Here is a 15,941-nt window from a genome sequence, read left to right as displayed (position 1 = left end):
CTAGCCACTTCGGGCACCGCCCCCGTAAGGCCCGCCCGTGTGACCAGGCGGGCCTTGCGCCGTCCGGGGCGATCCCTGAGGATGCCGGGTGGGGACCGGGGCCCCTTTGCCGATAACGGCAGGGCGGACCGCTACCCGGAGTTACACAGGAGACAGCAATGTCCCAGCAGGCTCATCGGTCCGCGGAGAATTCCACGGGGAATTCCACGGGGAATTCCACGGAGACTCAAGAGCCCGAGACCCCGCATCTCGACTTCGCCGGCACGACGCCCTACGAGGACTACGTCAAGGCGGACGTGCTCACCCACCTCCAGCACACCCTCTCCGACGACCCGGGAGAGATGGTCTTCCTGGTCACGACCCAGGTCATGGAGCTGTGGTTCACGGTCATCGTCCATGAGTGGGAGACCGCGGCGCACGCACTGCGCGAGGACCGGCCGGGCGTGGCGATCGACGCCCTGAAGCGTTCCGTACGGGAGCTGGAGGCCCTGAACGCCTCCTGGAAGCCGCTCGGCCAGCTCACCCCGGCCCAGTTCAACGCGTACCGCAGCGCCCTCGGCGAGGGATCCGGCTTCCAGTCGGCGATGTACCGCCGGATGGAGTTCCTGCTCGCCGAGAAGTCGGCGTCCATGCTCGTCCCGCACCGCGGCGCCCCGCGCGTCCACGCGGAACTGGAGAAGGCCCTGCACGAGCCGAGCCTCTACGACGAGGTGCTCCGCTTCCTCGCCCGGCGCGGCTGCGACATCCCCGAGTCCGTTCTCAGGCGCGACGTCTCGCAGCGCTACGAGCCCTCGGACGCCGTAGAGGCGGCCTGGACCGCGATCTACGCGGGCGACCAGAACGCCGAGCTCGCCCGCCTCGGCGAGGCGTTGACCGACGTCGCGGAACTGGTGTGGCGCTGGCGCAACGACCACCTGGTCGCCACCCGCCGCGCGATGGGTGCCAAGCCCGGCACGGGCGGTTCGGCCGGCGTGGCCTGGCTGGAGAAGCGGGCCCGCAAGAACGTCTTCCCCGAGCTGTGGACGGCGAGGTCCCATGTCTGAGCACTCGACGCTCGTGACGAGGGCGGGTGCGCTGGACGCCGCCGACGAACTGGCCGGCACCCGCAAGCAGTTCGTCCTCGACGACGTGGTCTACCTCGACGGCAACTCCCTGGGCGCCCTGCCCGCGCACGTCCCCGGCCGCGTCGAGGACGTCGTACGGCGGCAGTGGGGCGAGCTGCGGATCCGGTCCTGGGACGAGAGCGGCTGGTGGACCGCGCCCGAGCGGATCGGCGACCGGATCGCCCCGCTGGTCGGCGCGGCGGCGGGCCAGATCGTGGTCGGCGACTCCACAAGTGTCAATGTCTTCAAGGCGCTTGTGGCCGCCGTGCGGATGGCGGAGTCCGAGCCCACCGGTTCCGGCCGCGACGAGATCCTCGTCGACGCGACCACCTTCCCCACCGACGGTTACATCGCCGAGTCGGCGGCGCGCATGACCGGCCGTACGCTGCGACCGGTGGTGCCCGCCGAGGTGCCGGGCGCGCTGAGCGACCGTACCGCCGCCGTCCTGCTGAACCACGTCGACTACCGCACCGGGCGGCTGCACGACCTGCCGTCCCTCACCGCCGCCGTGCACGCCGCGGGCGCCCTCGCCGTCTGGGACCTGTGTCACAGCGCGGGCGCGCTTCCGGTCGGGCTCGACGAGCACGGCGTGGACCTGGCGGTCGGCTGCACCTACAAGTACCTGAACGGCGGCCCCGGTTCACCGGCTTACCTGTACGTGCGACGGGATCTCCAGGACCGCTTCGACTCCCCGCTCCCCGGCTGGAACTCGCACGCCGAGCCGTTCGGCATGCGAACCGACTTCGAGCCGGCGGCGGGTGCGCCGCGCGGTCGCGTCGGCACGCCCGACATCCTCTCCATGCTCGCCCTGGAGGCGGCTCTGGAGGTCTGGGACGGCGTGCCGATCGAGGCGGTACGGGCCAAGTCGCTCGCGCTGACGGACTTCTTCCTGGAGTGCGTCGCGGCGTATGCGCCCGAGGGGCGGGTGGAGTCGGTGACTCCGGTGGCCCACGCGGAGCGCGGCAGCCAGGTGGCGCTGCGGTGCGAGGACGCCGGGGACGTGATGAAGCGGCTGATCGAGCGGGGGGTCGTGGGCGACTTCCGGCATCCTGACGTGCTGCGGTTCGGTTTCACGCCGCTGTACGTGGGGTTCGCGGATGTGGAGCGGGCGGCGCGGGTGCTGGGAGAGGTGCTGCGCTGAGCCCGGTCACGTCCCGGTCACGTCCCGGTCACGTCCCGCGGTCATGCCCCGGTCACGTCCCGGTGACGTACGCCCCCGCCACGGCGGCAGCGTGCGCGGCCCGCGCGGCGCGCTCCGCGGCGGGGGCGTCGGGGACCACCCCGGTCGTCAGCAACTGGTAGTAGAGGGGCGCCGACACCGCCCGTACGACGGCCTCCGCGTCCGTCCCGGCCGGCAACTCCCCCCTGGCGACGCCCTGTTCCACGCACGGCGCCCACTCGGCCACCCGCACCTCGTAGAACCGCCGCAGCGCCTGCGCCGTACGTTCGTCGCAGGTCGCGGCGGCGATGACGGCGCGGAACAGCGCCCCTTGCCGGGGGTCCGCCAGCGTCCGCTGCACCAGCGCCGCGTTGGCCCGCAGATCGCCCAGCGCGGATCCGGTCTCCTCGCGCGGCAGCGACTGCTCGGCCATGTCGGCGAGCAGGTCGGCCACCAGCCCCGTCACCGAGCCCCACCGCCGGTACACGGTCGTCTTGCCGACCTGCGCGCGGCGGGCGACGTCGGCGAGGTCGAGGCCGGCGAAACCCTGCTCGGCCAGCACGTCTCCGGCCGCCCGCAGCACGGCCGTACGGACACGCGCGGTACGCCCTCCGGGACGTAGGGTGCCGGGTTCGGCGGACATATCGGCCTCCTTGGTGCACGGCGCGGTGCGGTGCGATCTCCGGGGTCAGCGTAACGAAACAGCAGAACCGTTTACCCCTCACCGAGCGTGACATCCACGTGTCCGCGCATGTGAGGGGCCTGGTACCGTCCCCGCCAACGGCCGGTTCCCTCTTGGTCCGCCACGCCGCCTTGTTCCCACAAATCCGTTTCGCTGCTGAGAGGTTGGAGCATGCCGGACGACGCCGCAGCTGCCCGGGACGCCGCCAAGGAGCAGTCGGCCTTCTCGCACCCGCCCGTCGATCCCGACGCCATCGCGTCCTACGGCGACCACCCCGACCAGGTGATCGACTTCTACGCGCCCCGCGGGGAGACCGCCGCCGGCGTTCCGGCCCCGCTGGTCGTCGTCCTGCACGGCGGGGCGTGGCGGTCCCCTTACGACCGCCGGCACGTCACGCCGTTCGCGGACTTCCTGGCGCGGCGGGGGTTCGCCGTGGCCAATGTGGAGTACCGGCGGGGGGCGGCGGGGGCCGGCGGTGCCGAGGGCGCTTCGGGTGGCGGCGGTCCGGTCGCCGGGCGCTGGCCGGAGACCTTCGACGATGTCGCCGCGGCCGTGGACGCGCTGCCCGCGCTCGTACGGGAGGCGCTCCCGCAGGCCGATCCGCGCCGGACGGTGCTCACCGGCCACTCCGCCGGCGGCCACCTGGCCCTCTGGGCGGCTGCCCGCCACGTCCTCCCGGCGGACGCGCCCTGGCGCATCGACCGGCCCGCGCCCCTGCGCGGTGTGGTCGCCCTCGCCCCGATCGCCGACTTCGCGGTCGCCGACAAGCTGGACGTCTGCGGCGGCGCGGCGCGGCAACTCCTGGGCGGCGAGGTGGAGTTCGCCGAGCGTCAGCCGTACGCGGACCCCGCGTTCCTGCTCCCGACGGGCATCGCCACCACGCTCGTCCAGGGCCGCACCGACATCGTGGTCCCGCTGGCCGTCGCCGAGTCGTACGCGGACGCGGCGGCGAAGGCGGGGGAGGTCGTCGGTCTGACGCTGCTGGAGGACGTCGGCCACTTTCCGCTGATCGATCCGGCGGCGGACGCGTGTGCGGTGGTGGTGGAGGAGATCGCGCAGTTGGCGTGGTGACCGCGTCTTCCTCGGGGTTGATCCCCTCCTACCCGTAATACCTGAGAGCTACGTCGCAGGTGAGCTCCCTGGCGTGACGCGGACGACGAGTCCGGATCCGTAATTTCCCATCCAGGCAAGCCCGATGGCCGGGCGGACTGGAAGGGAAGACGACCATGGGGCGTACGACGGGGGCCGCCGCGGCGAGCGGGTCGCGCAAGGCGTTCGAGGCGAGCGGGTCGAGTGGGCCAAGCGGGTCGAGTGGGCCAGGCGGGTCGAGTGGGCCAGGCGGGTCGACCAGGTCGAGCGGGTCGAGTCTGGCGCAGGGCCCGCGCGCCGGGCGGCGGACCTACGGGGGCGAGCGGGCCGGCGGGGGCGAGCGGGCCGGTGAGGCCGAGCGGACCGGTGAGTGCAAGACGCCCCGCCGTACCCACCGTCGGCGCCGGGCTCTCCTCGCCGCCCTGATCACCGCCGCCGTGGTCGTCCCCCTGTCCGGTGCCGCCCGCCCGGAGATACCCGCCCCGGCCCCCGCCGCCCTCCCACCCGTGACGGCGACGACGCTGGACGAGACGTACGAGGCCAACCGGGCCAACGCCGCCGAGGCGTCCCGCATGGCCGCGGCCCACGGCAACCGGGACCGCGCCGCCGCGGATCGTGAGATGGCCGACGCGTCCCGTCAGTTCCTCACCTTCGACGGCCGCGGTGCCGGCCTCGCGACGGAGGTCTTCGGCGACCTGGCCCACGCCGACCGCGTCGCGGTCCTGGTCCCGGGCTCCGACACGTCCATCGACACCTACGACCGTTTCCGCGACGCCGCCCGCGCCCTGTACGAGCGGCTCACCCGGGAGGCCCCGCGAGGCACGAGCACCGCCGTGGTGGCCTGGCTCGGCTACGAGACCCCGGGCACGGTCAGCACCACGGTCACGACGACCGGCCGAGCCGAACAGGCCGCCCCGAAGCTGCGGGAGTTCCTACGGCGGCTGCGCGCCGTCACCGGCCGGGAGGCCCACCTCTCGCTCCTGTGCCACTCCTACGGCTCGGTGGTGTGCGGCCGCGCCGCCTCCCACCTGGACGTGGACGACATCGCCCTGGTCGGCAGCCCCGGCACCGGCGCGGACACCGCCGCGGCCCTGCACACCCCGGCCCGGGTCTGGGCGGGCCGCGGCGGTGACGACTGGGTGGCGGAGGTGCCGCACGTCAGCGTCGACCTGCTCGGCACGACCGTCGGCTTCGGCACCGACCCGATCTCCCCGTCGTTCGGCGCCCATGTCTTCGCGGCGGGCGACGGCGGCCACAGCGACTACTTCAGGCCGGGGTCGACGTCCCTGGCGAACCTGACCCGCATCGTCCTGGGCGAGACCTCGGAGGTGACCCATGGCTGAGTCGACGGCGACAGCCCGCCTGCGTGGCGCGTGGAAGGGCGTACACCGGGGCGCCGCCCAGGTCGATGCCGCCACCCCCGCCGACCGCGACCGGGCGGTCGACGCCCTGCGGGCCTTCGCCATCCTCGGCGTGGTCCTGGGCCACTGGCTGGTGACGGCCCTGGTGGCGGACGACGGAGGGGCGGGCCTGCACACCGCGAGCCCGCTCCACTACCTGCCCTGGCTGGCCCCGATCTCCTGGCTCTTCCAGACCCTCGCCGTGTTCTTCCTGGTCGGCGGCCATGTGGCCACCCGCGGCTACACCTCGGCCCGGGAGCGCGGCACGACATACGGGCAGTGGCTGAGATCCCGGCTGTCCCGCCTGTTCAAACCGGTGGCGGCGGTCCTCGTCCTGTGGACGGTGGCGTCGGCGCTGCTGCTCCTGTCGGGCACGGACGCCGACACCGTCCACACCCTGTGCAAACTGGCGCTGTCCCCGCTGTGGTTCCTCCTGGTCTTCGCCGCGCTGACGGCGGCGACGCCCCTGTTGCTGCGCCTCAACCCGCTGTGGCCGCTGGCAGTCGTCCTCCATGTGGACCTCATCCGCTTCGGCCTGGGCGGCCCGCACTGGCTCGGCTGGGTGAACGTGGCGGCGGGCTGGCTGGTGCCGTTCACCCTGGGCGCGGCCTGGACCCGGGGCGAGCTGGAGCGGCGGCGGGCGGGCTGGATCCTGCTGACCGGCGGCGCGGCGGCGACGGCCGCGCTCATCGCCTGGGCCGGCTATCCGGCGTCGATGGTCGGCGTCCCCGGTGCCGGTGTCTCCAACCTCAACCCACCGACGCTGGCCGCGGTCACCTTCGGGCTGGCGCAGTGCGGCCTGGCGCTGCTGCTGCGCGCACCGCTGCGCCGCGTGATGCGCCGCCCCCTGGCCTGGGCGGCGGTGGCCCTGCTCAACCTCTCCGCGATGACGATCTTCCTGTGGCACCAGACGGCGCTGATGGCCACCACGGCCACGGCCCTGACGGCAGGTCACCTCCCCGGCCTGCACACGGTCCCCGACCACCTCGCCTGGGTGGCCTCCCGTGTGCTCTGGCTCCCGGTGTTCACTCTGGCCCTGGCGCTGTGCTGGACGGCGTTCCGCGGGTATGAGCAGGGCCCGCGCCGCCCGACCGGCCGTGCGTCCCGAGTGATCCGTTCCCGCCCGGCCGCTCGCGGCACGGAAGCGAAGGCACACCACCATGTCTAGGGTTGACCGCGTGAACGGCGAGGAGTCCGGCCCCGAGTCCGAGGAGAGGCGCATTGTTCCCGCGGTCGCCGACGGCGCTCGGCCCCCGCAGGGGTCGCCCGCACTCGGCGACGAACCCGCGTCCAGGCCCCGCCGCCGTCTGCGCAAGGCCCTCGGCGCATCCCCCTCCCCGACGTTCCCGCACCTGTCCAGGTACCGCTGGCTGCGCTGGCTGACGGTCCTGCTGACCTGCTGGATCGCTCTCGGCGTCTTCCTCGCCGGCGGCAGCGACATGAGCTACGACTACGGACTCGGCGTCGCTCAGGGCCTGTTGGCCAGTGGTGTCCAGGGTGTGGCGGTCGTCCTCGCCCTGCGCTGGCCGGGTCGTGCCTGGGCCCTGTCACTGGGCGGCGCGGTCGTCACGGCGCTGGCCGTCCGCGAGATGCTCCCGCCCCGCCAGCCGGGCCCCAACTGGCCTTGGAGCACATCGGAGATCCTCGCCCATGCCGCCATCCTCCTTCTGCTCGCCCTGAGACCGACGACGCGCATGGCGCTCGCCGCCCTGGCGGCGACCGGCCTGGCGACATTCGTCGTGCAGGGGATCATCGGCGGGGGGCAGTACTCGTCGACGGGAGTGACGGCGGTCGCCGTCTTCGCCGTGGCCGTCCTCGTCGGCACCGCCTTGCGCGGCCGCAGGGAGGCCCGCACCCAACTCGTCGAGCAGGAGACACTCACCGCCGAGGAGCGGGCCCGGCGCACCCTGCTGGAGGAGCGCAGCCGCATCGCCCGCGAGCTGCACGACGTGGTCGCCCACCACATGTCGGTGATCTCCATCCAGGCCCAGGTGGCCCCGCACCTGGTGGAGAACCCCTCCGAGGAGCTGCGGGAGAACCTCGCCGGCATCCGGCAGAACGCCCTGGACGCTCTCACCGAGCTGCGCCGTGTGCTGGGCGTCCTGCGCTCCGAGACCCCCGAGGGCACGGAGGACCCCTACGGACTCGGCGGACCCGGCACCGGAGCCGCTCCCGACGCCCCGCAGCCCGTGCTGGACCGGCTGGACGCCCTCATCGAGAACACCCGTGCCGCCGGACTGGACGTCGTCACCGACATCAGGGGCGAGGCTCCCCCGTACCCCACGGGCGTGGAACTGTCGGCGTACCGGATCATCCAGGAGGCGCTCAGCAACGCGCTGCGGCACGCACCGGGCTCGGAGGTGCGGGTCGAGGTCTCCCACGACTTCCGCGGCCTGCATCTGGGCGTCGTCAACTCCCGCCCGCAGCACCCCGCTCCGGCCACCCCGGGCGCGGGACACGGCCTGCTCGGCATGCGCGAGCGCGCGGCCATGCTCGGCGGCCACCTCACCGCGGCCCCTACCCAGCACGGCGGGTTCGCGGTCTCGGCCTTCCTCCCGCGGGGCGACACCCCGGCACCTTCCCACCCCCCGACAGGAGAACCGACTCCATGACGAGCAGCTCGATCCGTGTAGTCATCGCCGACGACCAGCAGATGGTCCGGCAGGGATTCTCCGTGCTGCTCAACACCAAGCCCGACATCGACGTGATCGGCCAGGCGGTCGACGGCCTGGACGCGGTCGCGAAGGTCGCCGAGCTGGTTCCCGACGTCGTCCTGATGGACATCCGCATGCCCGAGCTCGGCGGCATCGAGGCCACCCGCCGCATCACGGCCGCGGCACCGCACATCAAGGTGCTGGTGCTGACGACGTTCGACCTCGACGAGTACGTCTACGAGGCGCTGTGCGCGGGCGCCTCGGGCTTTCTGCTCAAGGACGCCTCCGCCGACCAGCTCGCCGAGGCGGTACGGGTCGTGGCGGCCGGTGACGCGCTGCTCGCGCCCGTCATCACCCGCCGCCTGATCACCGAGTTCTCCCGGCTGAAGGACCGTCCCCGCGCCCCGCTGAAGGAGCGCGTCGGGGACCTGACCGAGCGCGAGACCGAGGTCCTCGCCCTGATCGCGCAGGGCCTGTCGAACGCGGAGATCGCCGAGCGGCTCGTCGTGGCCGAGCAGACGGTGAAGACGCACGTGGGCCGGATCCTGGTGAAGCTGGGGCTGCGCGACCGCACGCAGGCGGCGGTGTTCGCGTACGAGTCGGGCGTCGTGCGGCCCTCGGGGTACTGACGGAGCACGTGTCGGGGGACACTGACCGGTCCCGACCAGCGGTGATACCCGTAGTACCTGAGATGGACCCGCCGGAACCCCTCTCCGTGGGGACGACCGCGACTCCCCTTGGCGCCTACCGTTCTGTACGTGACCGAGACGACCCAGATGCCGACCCCGCCGCCGGGGGACGAGGCCAAACCGCGCAGCCCGGAGTTCCGGATCGCCGCGGACGCCCTGCGCGGGCTGCGGCAGGACCTGTTCCACGACGCCTTCGCCTACCACCCGCTGGCCCGCATGAGCGTGGACGGACCGGTGACCCGGCGGCTGCCGGGCCGGCTGCGGGAGTACGCGGCCTGGACACCGCACACCCTGATCACCGGGATCGCCGTGATCACGCTGTTCATGGGCGCCGTGGACAACGACGGTGTGGCCGCCATGATCGGTCCGCTCGCCGCGTTCCCCATCCTGCTGACCATGCTCCGGCCCATCGGCGCGTTCTGGCTGTCCATGGCGGCCACCCCGGTCAGCCAGGTCTTCGGCAGCACCGACGACGGCTGGCCGTGGCAGCCCGCGAACTTCGCCTGCCATCTGACCGTGCTCACGGTCGTGGCCATACGCACCCGACCGCGCACGGCGGGGTACATGTGGGCGCTCACCGCGGCATACGGCTTCGTGGCCGACGTGATCTTGGGCCCGTCCTACTACTACAGCGACGACACCGCCCCCATGCTGGTGTTCTCCGCGCTCATCCTGCTCGTGGTCGCCATCTGGCACACCCGCAGGGAGGCCCGCCAGGAGGTGACCGCCCAGCAGACGGTGACCGCGCACGAGCGCTCCCGGCGCACCCGGCTGGAGGAGCGCACCAACATCGCCCGTGAGCTGCACGACGTGGTGGCCCATCACATGTCGGTCGTCGCCATCCAGGCGGAGGCCGCCCCCTACCGGGTGGAGAACCCGCCGCCGGAGCTGGAGCGGGCCTTCGCCACCATCCGGGAGAACGCGGTGGCGGCACTGACCGAGCTGCGCCGGGTCCTGGGCGTCGTCCGCGCCGAGGACTACGAGGCCCCGGACGCCCCGCAGCCCACCCTCGCAGACCTGGACGGACTGCTGGCGAACGTGCGGGACACCGGACTGAGCGTCGAGAAGACGGTGACCGGAGCGGTGCGCGCACTCCCACAGGGCGTGGAGCTGTCGGCGTACCGGATCGTGCAGGAGGCGCTGAGCAACAGCCTGCGGCACGCGCCGGGCGCGAGCGCCCGAGTGGAGATCGCGTATGTCCTCGGCGGGCTGGGCCTGCGCATAGTCAACGGCCCGCCGCCCGCACCGGGCCTGGTGAAACCCTCACCCGGCGCCGGGCACGGCATCACCGGCATGCGGGAGCGGGTCACCATGCTGAACGGCGAGATGACGGCCGGCCCGACGGACGACGGAGGCTACGAGGTGACGGTGTTCCTGCCGGTCGCGGTGACGACTGAGGACGCGTCATGACCATCCGTGTGCTGATCGCGGACGACCAGATGATGGTGCGCGAGGGCTTCTCGGTCCTGCTGAACGCGATGCCGGACATCGAGGTCGTCGGCGAGGCGGTCAACGGCCGCGAGGCGGTGGACCGGGTCCGTGAGCTCACCCCGGACGTCGTGCTGATGGACATCCGTATGCCGGAGCTGAACGGCATCGAGGCGACCCGGGAGATCGTCGCGGCGGACGGCGCGGCCAAGGTGCTGGTGCTGACCACCTTCGACCTCGACGAGTACGTGTACCAGGCGTTGCGCGCGGGAGCCTCCGGCTTCCTGCTCAAGGACGCCTCGGCGCGCCAGCTCGCCGACGGGGTGCGGGTGGTGGCGGCCGGCGAGGCGCTGCTCGCCCCCTCGGTCACCAGGCGGCTGATCACGGAGTTCTCCAAGCTGTCCGACTCCCCACGCCTGATGCCGTCCGCGCACGCGGCGTACGGGGATCTGACCGAGCGGGAGACGGAGGTGCTGGTGCTGATCGCGCAGGGCCTGTCGAACTCGGAGATCGCCGAGCGGCTGGTGGTCGCCGAGTCGACGATCAAGACCCATGTCAGCCGGATCCTGGTGAAGCTGGGGTTGCGGGACCGTACGCAGGCGGCGGTGTTCGCGTACGAGGCGCGGCTGGTCACGCCGGGCTGACACCGGGGCTACGGTGAGGGGATGGAACAGCGCATCACGTTGATCACGCTGGGGGTCTCCGATCTCGCCCGTTCCAAGGCCTTCTACGAGGGGCTGGGCTGGCGGGGGCAGGAGGTCGAGGAGACCGTCTTCTTCCAGGCGGGCGGTCTGGGGCTGGTGCTGTGGAGCCGGGACAAGCTGGCCCGGGACTGCGGTCTGGAGCCCGGGGCGGCGGGCGGGTTCGGCGGGATCGTCCTCGCGCACAACGTCCGCTCCGAGGCCGAGGTGGACGCGCTGCTCGCGGCGGTGGAGCGGGCCGGCGGGACGGTCACCAAGCCCGCGGCCGTCAATGAGATCGGCTTCTACTCCAGCGCCTTCGTCGACCCCGACGGCCACGCCTGGGAGGTCGCCCACAACCCCGCCTTCCCTCTCGCCGAGGACGGCTCGGTCACCCTCCCCGACTTCGGCGCGGCCTGAACGCCACGATGGCGCCGCAGTCGATCGACGGCCCATCGCGGCGATTCCGGCGGAGCGCTCAGCGGACCAGCGGCAGGAAGATCGTGTCGACGATCTCCTCGATCGCCTCGGGTGGGACCGGCCGCAGCGTCATCATCGTCTCGCCTCGCAGCAGGTCGAAGGGGAGTGAGGCGATCCGTGGCGTGAGCTTGGCCGGATCGATCTCGCCGCGCTCGATGGCGCGCTCCATGATCTCGTCGCGTCCGGAGCGGCGCCCGGCGACGAACATCTCGCGCAGCTCGGCGAAGCTGGTGTCGGTCTCGGCGAAGTAGCCGGTGAGCAGCAGGCTGAGCTGGACGAGGAACGGCCCCTGCTTCTCGCTCAACTCGGTGAGGGTGGCGATCAGGTCGCCGCGCAGGGACCCGGTGTCGGGCGGGGTGACCCGCTGGAGGGCATTGCGGCGTACGACCGCCGCCTCGACCAGCTGCTGCTTGTCCGCCCAGCGCCGGTAGAGCACCGGTTTGCTGGTGCCGGCCCGCCGGGCGACGGAGTCGACGGTCAGGTGCGTGTAACCCCGCTCGCTCAACTCGTCCCAGGCCGCTTCGAGGATCGCCGCCTCGAGCGCTTCGCCGCGCCGTCGTCCCACAACACTCCTTAGAAACCTTGGCGTTTCTTATCGGTGTACTCTACTCTCCAGAATAAGAAACCAAAACGTATCTTAAGGGGGTGCGTGTGAGCACCGGACACACCGACACCGGACTGCACACGAGATGGAACGGGCGGCTCATCGGCCTGGTGGCCGTCCTGGCCATGGTGAACTTCGTGGTCGACTCGGCCATCACCGCGCCGCTGGTCGTCCTCCCGGAGATGCTCGACCACTTCGACACCGACCAGGCGGCGTGGCTCAACGCCACCGCGATGCTGGCGGGCGTGCTGTGGGCGCCCCTGCTCGGAAAGAGCGCCGACATCTACGGCAGGCGCAAAGTGCTCGTGCTGACGTTATGCCTGAGCTGCGCGGGCGCCGTCCTGTGCGCGGTGGCTCCCGGCATCTGGGTGTTCGTGCCGGGGCGCATGCTGCAGGGAGCGGCACTGGCCAGCGTGTTTCTCTCCGTCGCCATCGTTCGAGGGATCTGCGCACCCCGGATCGCGATGATCATCGTGGGCATCGTGACCTCCGGCTCCGCGGTGCTCAACATCGCGTCCCGTTTCCTCATCGAGAAACTGGCCGTGGAGTTCGGCTTCCAGATCCTGTTCTTCCTCTCGGCCGTCGTCGCGGCCGTGATGGCGATCTGTGTGCACAAGGTCCTTCCCGAGTCCCCGATCAGGACACCGGGCAGGATCGACATCGGTGGTGCCCTCCTGCTCGGCGGAGGTCTCGCCGGGGTGCTCGGCTACGTCAGTCTGGGCTCGGACTTCGGCTGGCTCGCCCCCGGTCCGCTGGCCCTCCTCGTCGGGGGCGTCGCCGCACTGGCCAGGTGGTTCCTGGTCTCGAGCCGAAAGCCCGACCCCCTGATCGACGTCAGGGACCTCGGTGGGCCGCTGGTGCTCACGCTCCTCGTCGTCTTCCTCGCGGCCGGTTCGTACCAGAGCATGCTTCAGCTCATCCCGCTCATCGGCGACGTCTCGGCGGATCAGCGACTCGGGTACGGACTGGCCGACCAGGGATCCGTGGCCCTGCTGCTCGCGGCGCCCGGAGTCGGCGTCACGCTCGGAGGTCCGGGGGCCGGATGGATCGCCGCACGCATCGGACCGGCCCTGACGCTGGCCGGGGCGATCATGCTCGGAACGGTGGTGACCGTCGGGATGTTCCTCGGCGCTTCCCAGCTTCTCGCGGCGCTCGCCTGCGGGTTCCTGCTGGGCGTCACGGTGGGAGCGCTCGGGACGTCCGGCTTCAACATGGCGGGGAGCCTGGCGCCCGCCGAACGGCAGGGCATCGTGTCCAGCCTGGTCATGGTCATGGTCTCGATCGGGTCCGTGGTGCTGGACTTCGCGGGCGCGGCCGTGCTCAAGTCGACCGCCGTGGTCGTCGACGGCGAGACGACGAACTCGGCCACGGGCGTGTACGGCTATATCGCGGTCGCTTCCGGCGCGTTCGCGATCGCCGCGGTGCTGGCCGTGATGCTCGTGCGAAGCACCCGCCTCAGCCGCGACTCGTCCTCGCCCGACCTCGAGCGGGAGGCGGTGTGATGGACCTGAGAACCGCTTCGAAAGGCACGGTCCTGGTCTCCGGCGCGAGCATCGCGGGTCCCGCCGTGGCGTTCTGGCTGCACCGGTTCGGGTTCGCGGTGACGGTGGTGGAAAAGTCCGCCGGACCGCGCGGCGGCGGCTACCCGATCGACGTGCGGGGCACCGCGGTGGAGGTGGCCCGCCGGATGGGAATCCTGCCGAGGCTCCGCGAGGCGCATATCGAGTCGCGCCGGTTGACCTTCCTCAACGCCGATGGCAGCCAGGCGGCGGTGGTGCATCCACAGGCGGTGGCCGGCGGGGTCGAGGGACGTGACGTCGAGGTGCCCCGCGGGGATCTGACGGACGCCCTGTACGGGGCCGTCCGGGACGAGGTGGAGTTCGTGTTCGACGACTCCGTCGAGGTGCTCACGGAACACGAGCACGGTGTCGACGTCACCTTCCGCAGCGGCGTCCGGCGCGGCTTCGACCTGGTCCTGGGCGCGGACGGGCTGCACTCGCACACCCGGAAGCTGGTGTTCGGCCCCGAGCGGCAGTTCCACCGCCATCTGGGATACCGCTTCGCCGTGTTCGCCATGCCCAACACCTATGGGCTCTCCCACGAAGTACTCATCTGGAACACCCCCGGAAGGGCCGCGGCGCTCTACGCCGTCAGAGACAGCGAGGAGCTGCACGCGTTCCTCAACTTCGCCGACCCCGAACCACCGCACGAGGTCCTTCGCGACCCCGAGGCACAACGGGACCTCGTCGCCGCCGCCTTCGCCCACGACGGATGGGAGATCCCGGCCATGGTCGCCGCGATGCGCGACGCGGACGAGCCGTTCTTCGACACCGTGAGCCAGATCCGCATGCCGCGCTGGTCCAGCGGCCGGGTCGCGCTCGTCGGCGACGCCGCCCACGCCCCGTCGTTCCTGACCGGTCAGGGGTCCAGCCTCGCCCTCGTCGGCGCCTACATGCTCGCCCGCTCGCTGGCCGTCCACCGTGACCACACCGCGGCCTTCGCCGCCTACGAACGCGACATCCGCGGATTCGTCGAACTGAACCAGGCACAGGTCGGTGACGGCGACGCGGCGCTCTTCCCCACCACCGCCGAAGCCCTTGAGAGACGCAACGACAGGCTTCGCGGCCTGACCGCCCTGCCACCGGCGACCGGTCGCCCGGCCCACACGGCCCTCACCCTGCCCGGGGACTCGGCCGCACTCGCCTTCTAGACCCCTGGTCAGGGAGGGGGAAGGCGTTCTAACGTCCACGCATGGCAGCTCCTTTCGACCTCGCTTTCGATCCCTGGGACCCGGCGTTCCTGGCCGACCCGTACCCGGCCTACGCCGAGCTGCGGGACCGGGGCCGGGTGCACTACTACGAGCCCACCGACCAGTGGCTGGTCCCGCACCACGCGGATGTCTCGGCGCTGCTGCGGGACCGGCGGCTGGGCCGGACGTATCAGCACCGCTTCACCCATGAGGACTTCGGCCGCACCGCGCCGCCGCCCGAGCACGAGCCGTTCCACGTCCTCAACGACCACGGGATGCTCGACCTGGAGCCGCCGGACCACACACGGATCCGCCGGCTGGTGTCGAAGGCCTTCACACCGCGCACGGTGGAGCGGCTGAAGCCGTATGTGCAGGGGCTGGCGGGCGAGCTGGTGGCCGATCTGGTCGAGGCGGGCGGCGGCGATCTGCTGGCGGATGTCGCCGAGCCGCTGCCGGTCGCGGTGATCGCCGAGATGCTGGGCATCCCCGAGGCGGACCGGGGGCAGCTGCGGCCCTGGTCGGCGGACATCTGCGGAATGTACGAGCTGAACCCGTCGCGGGAGACGGCGACCAGGGCGGTCCGTGCCTCGGTCGGGTTCTCGGACTACCTGCGGGAGCTGATCGCGGCCCGCCGCAAGGAGCCGGGCGACGACCTGATCTCCGGCCTGATCGAGGCCCACGACGAGGGCGACCGACTCACCGAGCAGGAGATGATCTCCACGGCGGTCCTCCTCCTCAACGCCGGCCACGAGGCCACGGTGAACGCCACGGTCAACGGCTGGTACGCGCTGTTCCGCAACCCCGGCCAACTGGCCGCGCTGCGCGCCGACCACTCCCTGATCCCGTCGGCGATCGAGGAGCTGATGCGCTACGACACCCCGCTCCAGCTCTTCGAGCGCTGGGTCCTGGACGAGATCGAGATCGCCGGCACGACGATCCCGCGCGGCGCGGAGATCGCGATGCTGTTCGGCTCCGCGAACCATGACCCGGAGGTCTTCACCAACCCGGACCGTCTGGACCTGACCCGCAAGGAGAACCCGCACATCTCCTTCAGCGCCGGCATCCACTACTGCATCGGCGCCCCGCTGGCCCGCATCGAACTCGCGGCCTCCATGACGGCCCTGCTGGAGAGGGCCCCGGCCCTGCGCCTGGCGGCCGAGCCGGAGCGGAAGCCGAACTTCGTCATCCGGGGCTTGTCAGGGTTGGAGGTATCAGTGGCCTGAT

General features: G+C 71.9%; 15 protein-coding genes. 13 read left to right on the top strand and 2 right to left on the bottom strand.

All coding sequences use genetic code 11. The annotated features are described in order from the left end of the window. Positions 1–158: 158 nt before the first annotated feature. On the top strand, positions 159–1,043 hold the full coding sequence (locus IM697_RS43655; protein WP_194043147.1) for a tryptophan 2,3-dioxygenase family protein: 885 nt from the start codon (positions 159–161) through the stop codon (positions 1,041–1,043). Next, entirely contained in the window at positions 1,036–2,244 is a 1,209-nt protein-coding gene (kynU, locus tag IM697_RS43650) for a kynureninase (protein ID WP_194043145.1), read from the top strand. The genes IM697_RS43655 and kynU overlap by 8 nt, the downstream gene beginning before the upstream one ends. A 52-nt stretch (positions 2,245–2,296) precedes the next feature. Here kynU and IM697_RS43645 read toward each other — a convergent pair whose 3' ends face one another. Then, positions 2,297–2,905, bottom strand: a complete 609-nt coding sequence (locus IM697_RS43645; protein ID WP_194043143.1) for a TetR/AcrR family transcriptional regulator — start codon at positions 2,903–2,905, stop codon at positions 2,297–2,299. Positions 2,906–3,115: 210 nt separating this feature from the next. Here IM697_RS43645 and IM697_RS43640 point away from each other — a divergent pair, with 210 nt between their 5' ends. From IM697_RS43640 to IM697_RS43605, 8 genes are all read left to right on the top strand, one after another. After that, positions 3,116–4,015: an alpha/beta hydrolase family protein gene (locus IM697_RS43640; RefSeq protein WP_194043141.1), complete on the top strand. Its 900-nt coding sequence runs from the start codon at positions 3,116–3,118 to the stop codon at positions 4,013–4,015. A 155-nt stretch (positions 4,016–4,170) separates the two neighbouring features. Then, positions 4,171–5,376: an alpha/beta hydrolase gene (locus tag IM697_RS43635; protein WP_228044419.1), complete on the top strand. Its 1,206-nt coding sequence runs from the start codon at positions 4,171–4,173 to the stop codon at positions 5,374–5,376. Then, positions 5,369–6,601, top strand: a complete 1,233-nt coding sequence (locus tag IM697_RS43630; protein ID WP_194043139.1) for an acyltransferase family protein — start codon at positions 5,369–5,371, stop codon at positions 6,599–6,601. The genes IM697_RS43635 and IM697_RS43630 overlap by 8 nt, the downstream gene beginning before the upstream one ends. A 10-nt stretch (positions 6,602–6,611) precedes the next feature. Beyond that, on the top strand, positions 6,612–8,045 hold the full coding sequence (locus tag IM697_RS43625; protein ID WP_407699591.1) for a sensor histidine kinase: 1,434 nt from the start codon (positions 6,612–6,614) through the stop codon (positions 8,043–8,045). Further along, the gene (locus tag IM697_RS43620) at positions 8,042–8,716 is read left to right on the top strand and encodes a response regulator (protein ID WP_194043135.1); all 675 of its coding nucleotides are present in this window, start codon (positions 8,042–8,044) and stop codon (positions 8,714–8,716) included. The genes IM697_RS43625 and IM697_RS43620 overlap by 4 nt, the downstream gene beginning before the upstream one ends. Positions 8,717–8,845: 129 nt before the next feature. Next, positions 8,846–10,186, top strand: coding sequence for a sensor histidine kinase (locus IM697_RS43615; protein ID WP_407699590.1), 1,341 nt, complete (start codon positions 8,846–8,848; stop codon positions 10,184–10,186). Next, positions 10,183–10,848 (top strand): response regulator, encoded by a 666-nt coding sequence (locus tag IM697_RS43610; protein WP_194043133.1) that lies wholly within the window; start codon positions 10,183–10,185, stop codon positions 10,846–10,848. Before IM697_RS43615 ends, IM697_RS43610 begins: the two co-directional genes overlap by 4 nt. Positions 10,849–10,869: 21 nt before the next feature. Next, complete coding sequence (locus tag IM697_RS43605; RefSeq protein WP_194043131.1) at positions 10,870–11,304, top strand: VOC family protein; 435 nt, start codon at positions 10,870–10,872, stop codon at positions 11,302–11,304. Positions 11,305–11,362: 58 nt separating this feature from the next. Here the strand turns inward: IM697_RS43605 and IM697_RS43600 are convergent, their stop codons facing one another. Continuing rightward, positions 11,363–11,929 (bottom strand): TetR/AcrR family transcriptional regulator, encoded by a 567-nt coding sequence (locus tag IM697_RS43600; protein WP_194043129.1) that lies wholly within the window; start codon positions 11,927–11,929, stop codon positions 11,363–11,365. A gap of 86 nt (positions 11,930–12,015) precedes the next feature. On the opposite strand from IM697_RS43600, the gene IM697_RS43595 reads away from it, so the two are divergent. Genes IM697_RS43595 through IM697_RS43585 form a run of 3 tightly spaced genes read left to right on the top strand, consistent with a single transcriptional unit; the run spans position 12,016 to position 15,940 of the window. Beyond that, the gene (locus IM697_RS43595) at positions 12,016–13,470 is read left to right on the top strand and encodes an MFS transporter (protein WP_228044418.1); all 1,455 of its coding nucleotides are present in this window, start codon (positions 12,016–12,018) and stop codon (positions 13,468–13,470) included. Further along, positions 13,470–14,678, top strand: coding sequence for an FAD-dependent monooxygenase (locus IM697_RS43590; protein ID WP_194043128.1), 1,209 nt, complete (start codon positions 13,470–13,472; stop codon positions 14,676–14,678). Before IM697_RS43595 ends, IM697_RS43590 begins: the two co-directional genes overlap by 1 nt. A gap of 41 nt (positions 14,679–14,719) precedes the next feature. Beyond that, entirely contained in the window at positions 14,720–15,940 is a 1,221-nt protein-coding gene (locus IM697_RS43585; protein ID WP_194043125.1) for a cytochrome P450, read from the top strand. The last annotated feature ends 1 nt before the right edge of the window (position 15,941 follow it).

It is taken from the genome of Streptomyces ferrugineus, from assembly GCF_015160855.1.
GTDB classification, from domain to species: domain Bacteria; phylum Actinomycetota; class Actinomycetes; order Streptomycetales; family Streptomycetaceae; genus Streptomyces; species Streptomyces ferrugineus.
Note: the sequence above shows the minus strand (reverse complement) of the source record. Positions and strands in the feature narration are given on the sequence as shown.

Bases quoted from the DNA above. Each gene is read 5' to 3' on its own strand.
- IM697_RS43655 (WP_194043147.1), top strand. From the start codon at position 159: ATGTCCCAGCAGGCTCATCGGTCCGCGGAGAATTCCACGGGGAATTCC.
- kynU (WP_194043145.1), top strand. From the start codon at position 1,036: ATGTCTGAGCACTCGACGCTCGTGACGAGGGCGGGTGCGCTGGACGCC.
- IM697_RS43645 (WP_194043143.1), bottom strand. From the start codon at position 2,905: ATGTCCGCCGAACCCGGCACCCTACGTCCCGGAGGGCGTACCGCGCGT.
- IM697_RS43640 (WP_194043141.1), top strand. From the start codon at position 3,116: ATGCCGGACGACGCCGCAGCTGCCCGGGACGCCGCCAAGGAGCAGTCG.
- IM697_RS43635 (WP_228044419.1), top strand. From the start codon at position 4,171: ATGGGGCGTACGACGGGGGCCGCCGCGGCGAGCGGGTCGCGCAAGGCG.
- IM697_RS43630 (WP_194043139.1), top strand. From the start codon at position 5,369: ATGGCTGAGTCGACGGCGACAGCCCGCCTGCGTGGCGCGTGGAAGGGC.
- IM697_RS43620 (WP_194043135.1), top strand. From the start codon at position 8,042: ATGACGAGCAGCTCGATCCGTGTAGTCATCGCCGACGACCAGCAGATG.
- IM697_RS43610 (WP_194043133.1), top strand. From the start codon at position 10,183: ATGACCATCCGTGTGCTGATCGCGGACGACCAGATGATGGTGCGCGAG.
- IM697_RS43605 (WP_194043131.1), top strand. From the start codon at position 10,870: ATGGAACAGCGCATCACGTTGATCACGCTGGGGGTCTCCGATCTCGCC.
- IM697_RS43590 (WP_194043128.1), top strand. From the start codon at position 13,470: ATGGACCTGAGAACCGCTTCGAAAGGCACGGTCCTGGTCTCCGGCGCG.
- IM697_RS43585 (WP_194043125.1), top strand. From the start codon at position 14,720: ATGGCAGCTCCTTTCGACCTCGCTTTCGATCCCTGGGACCCGGCGTTC.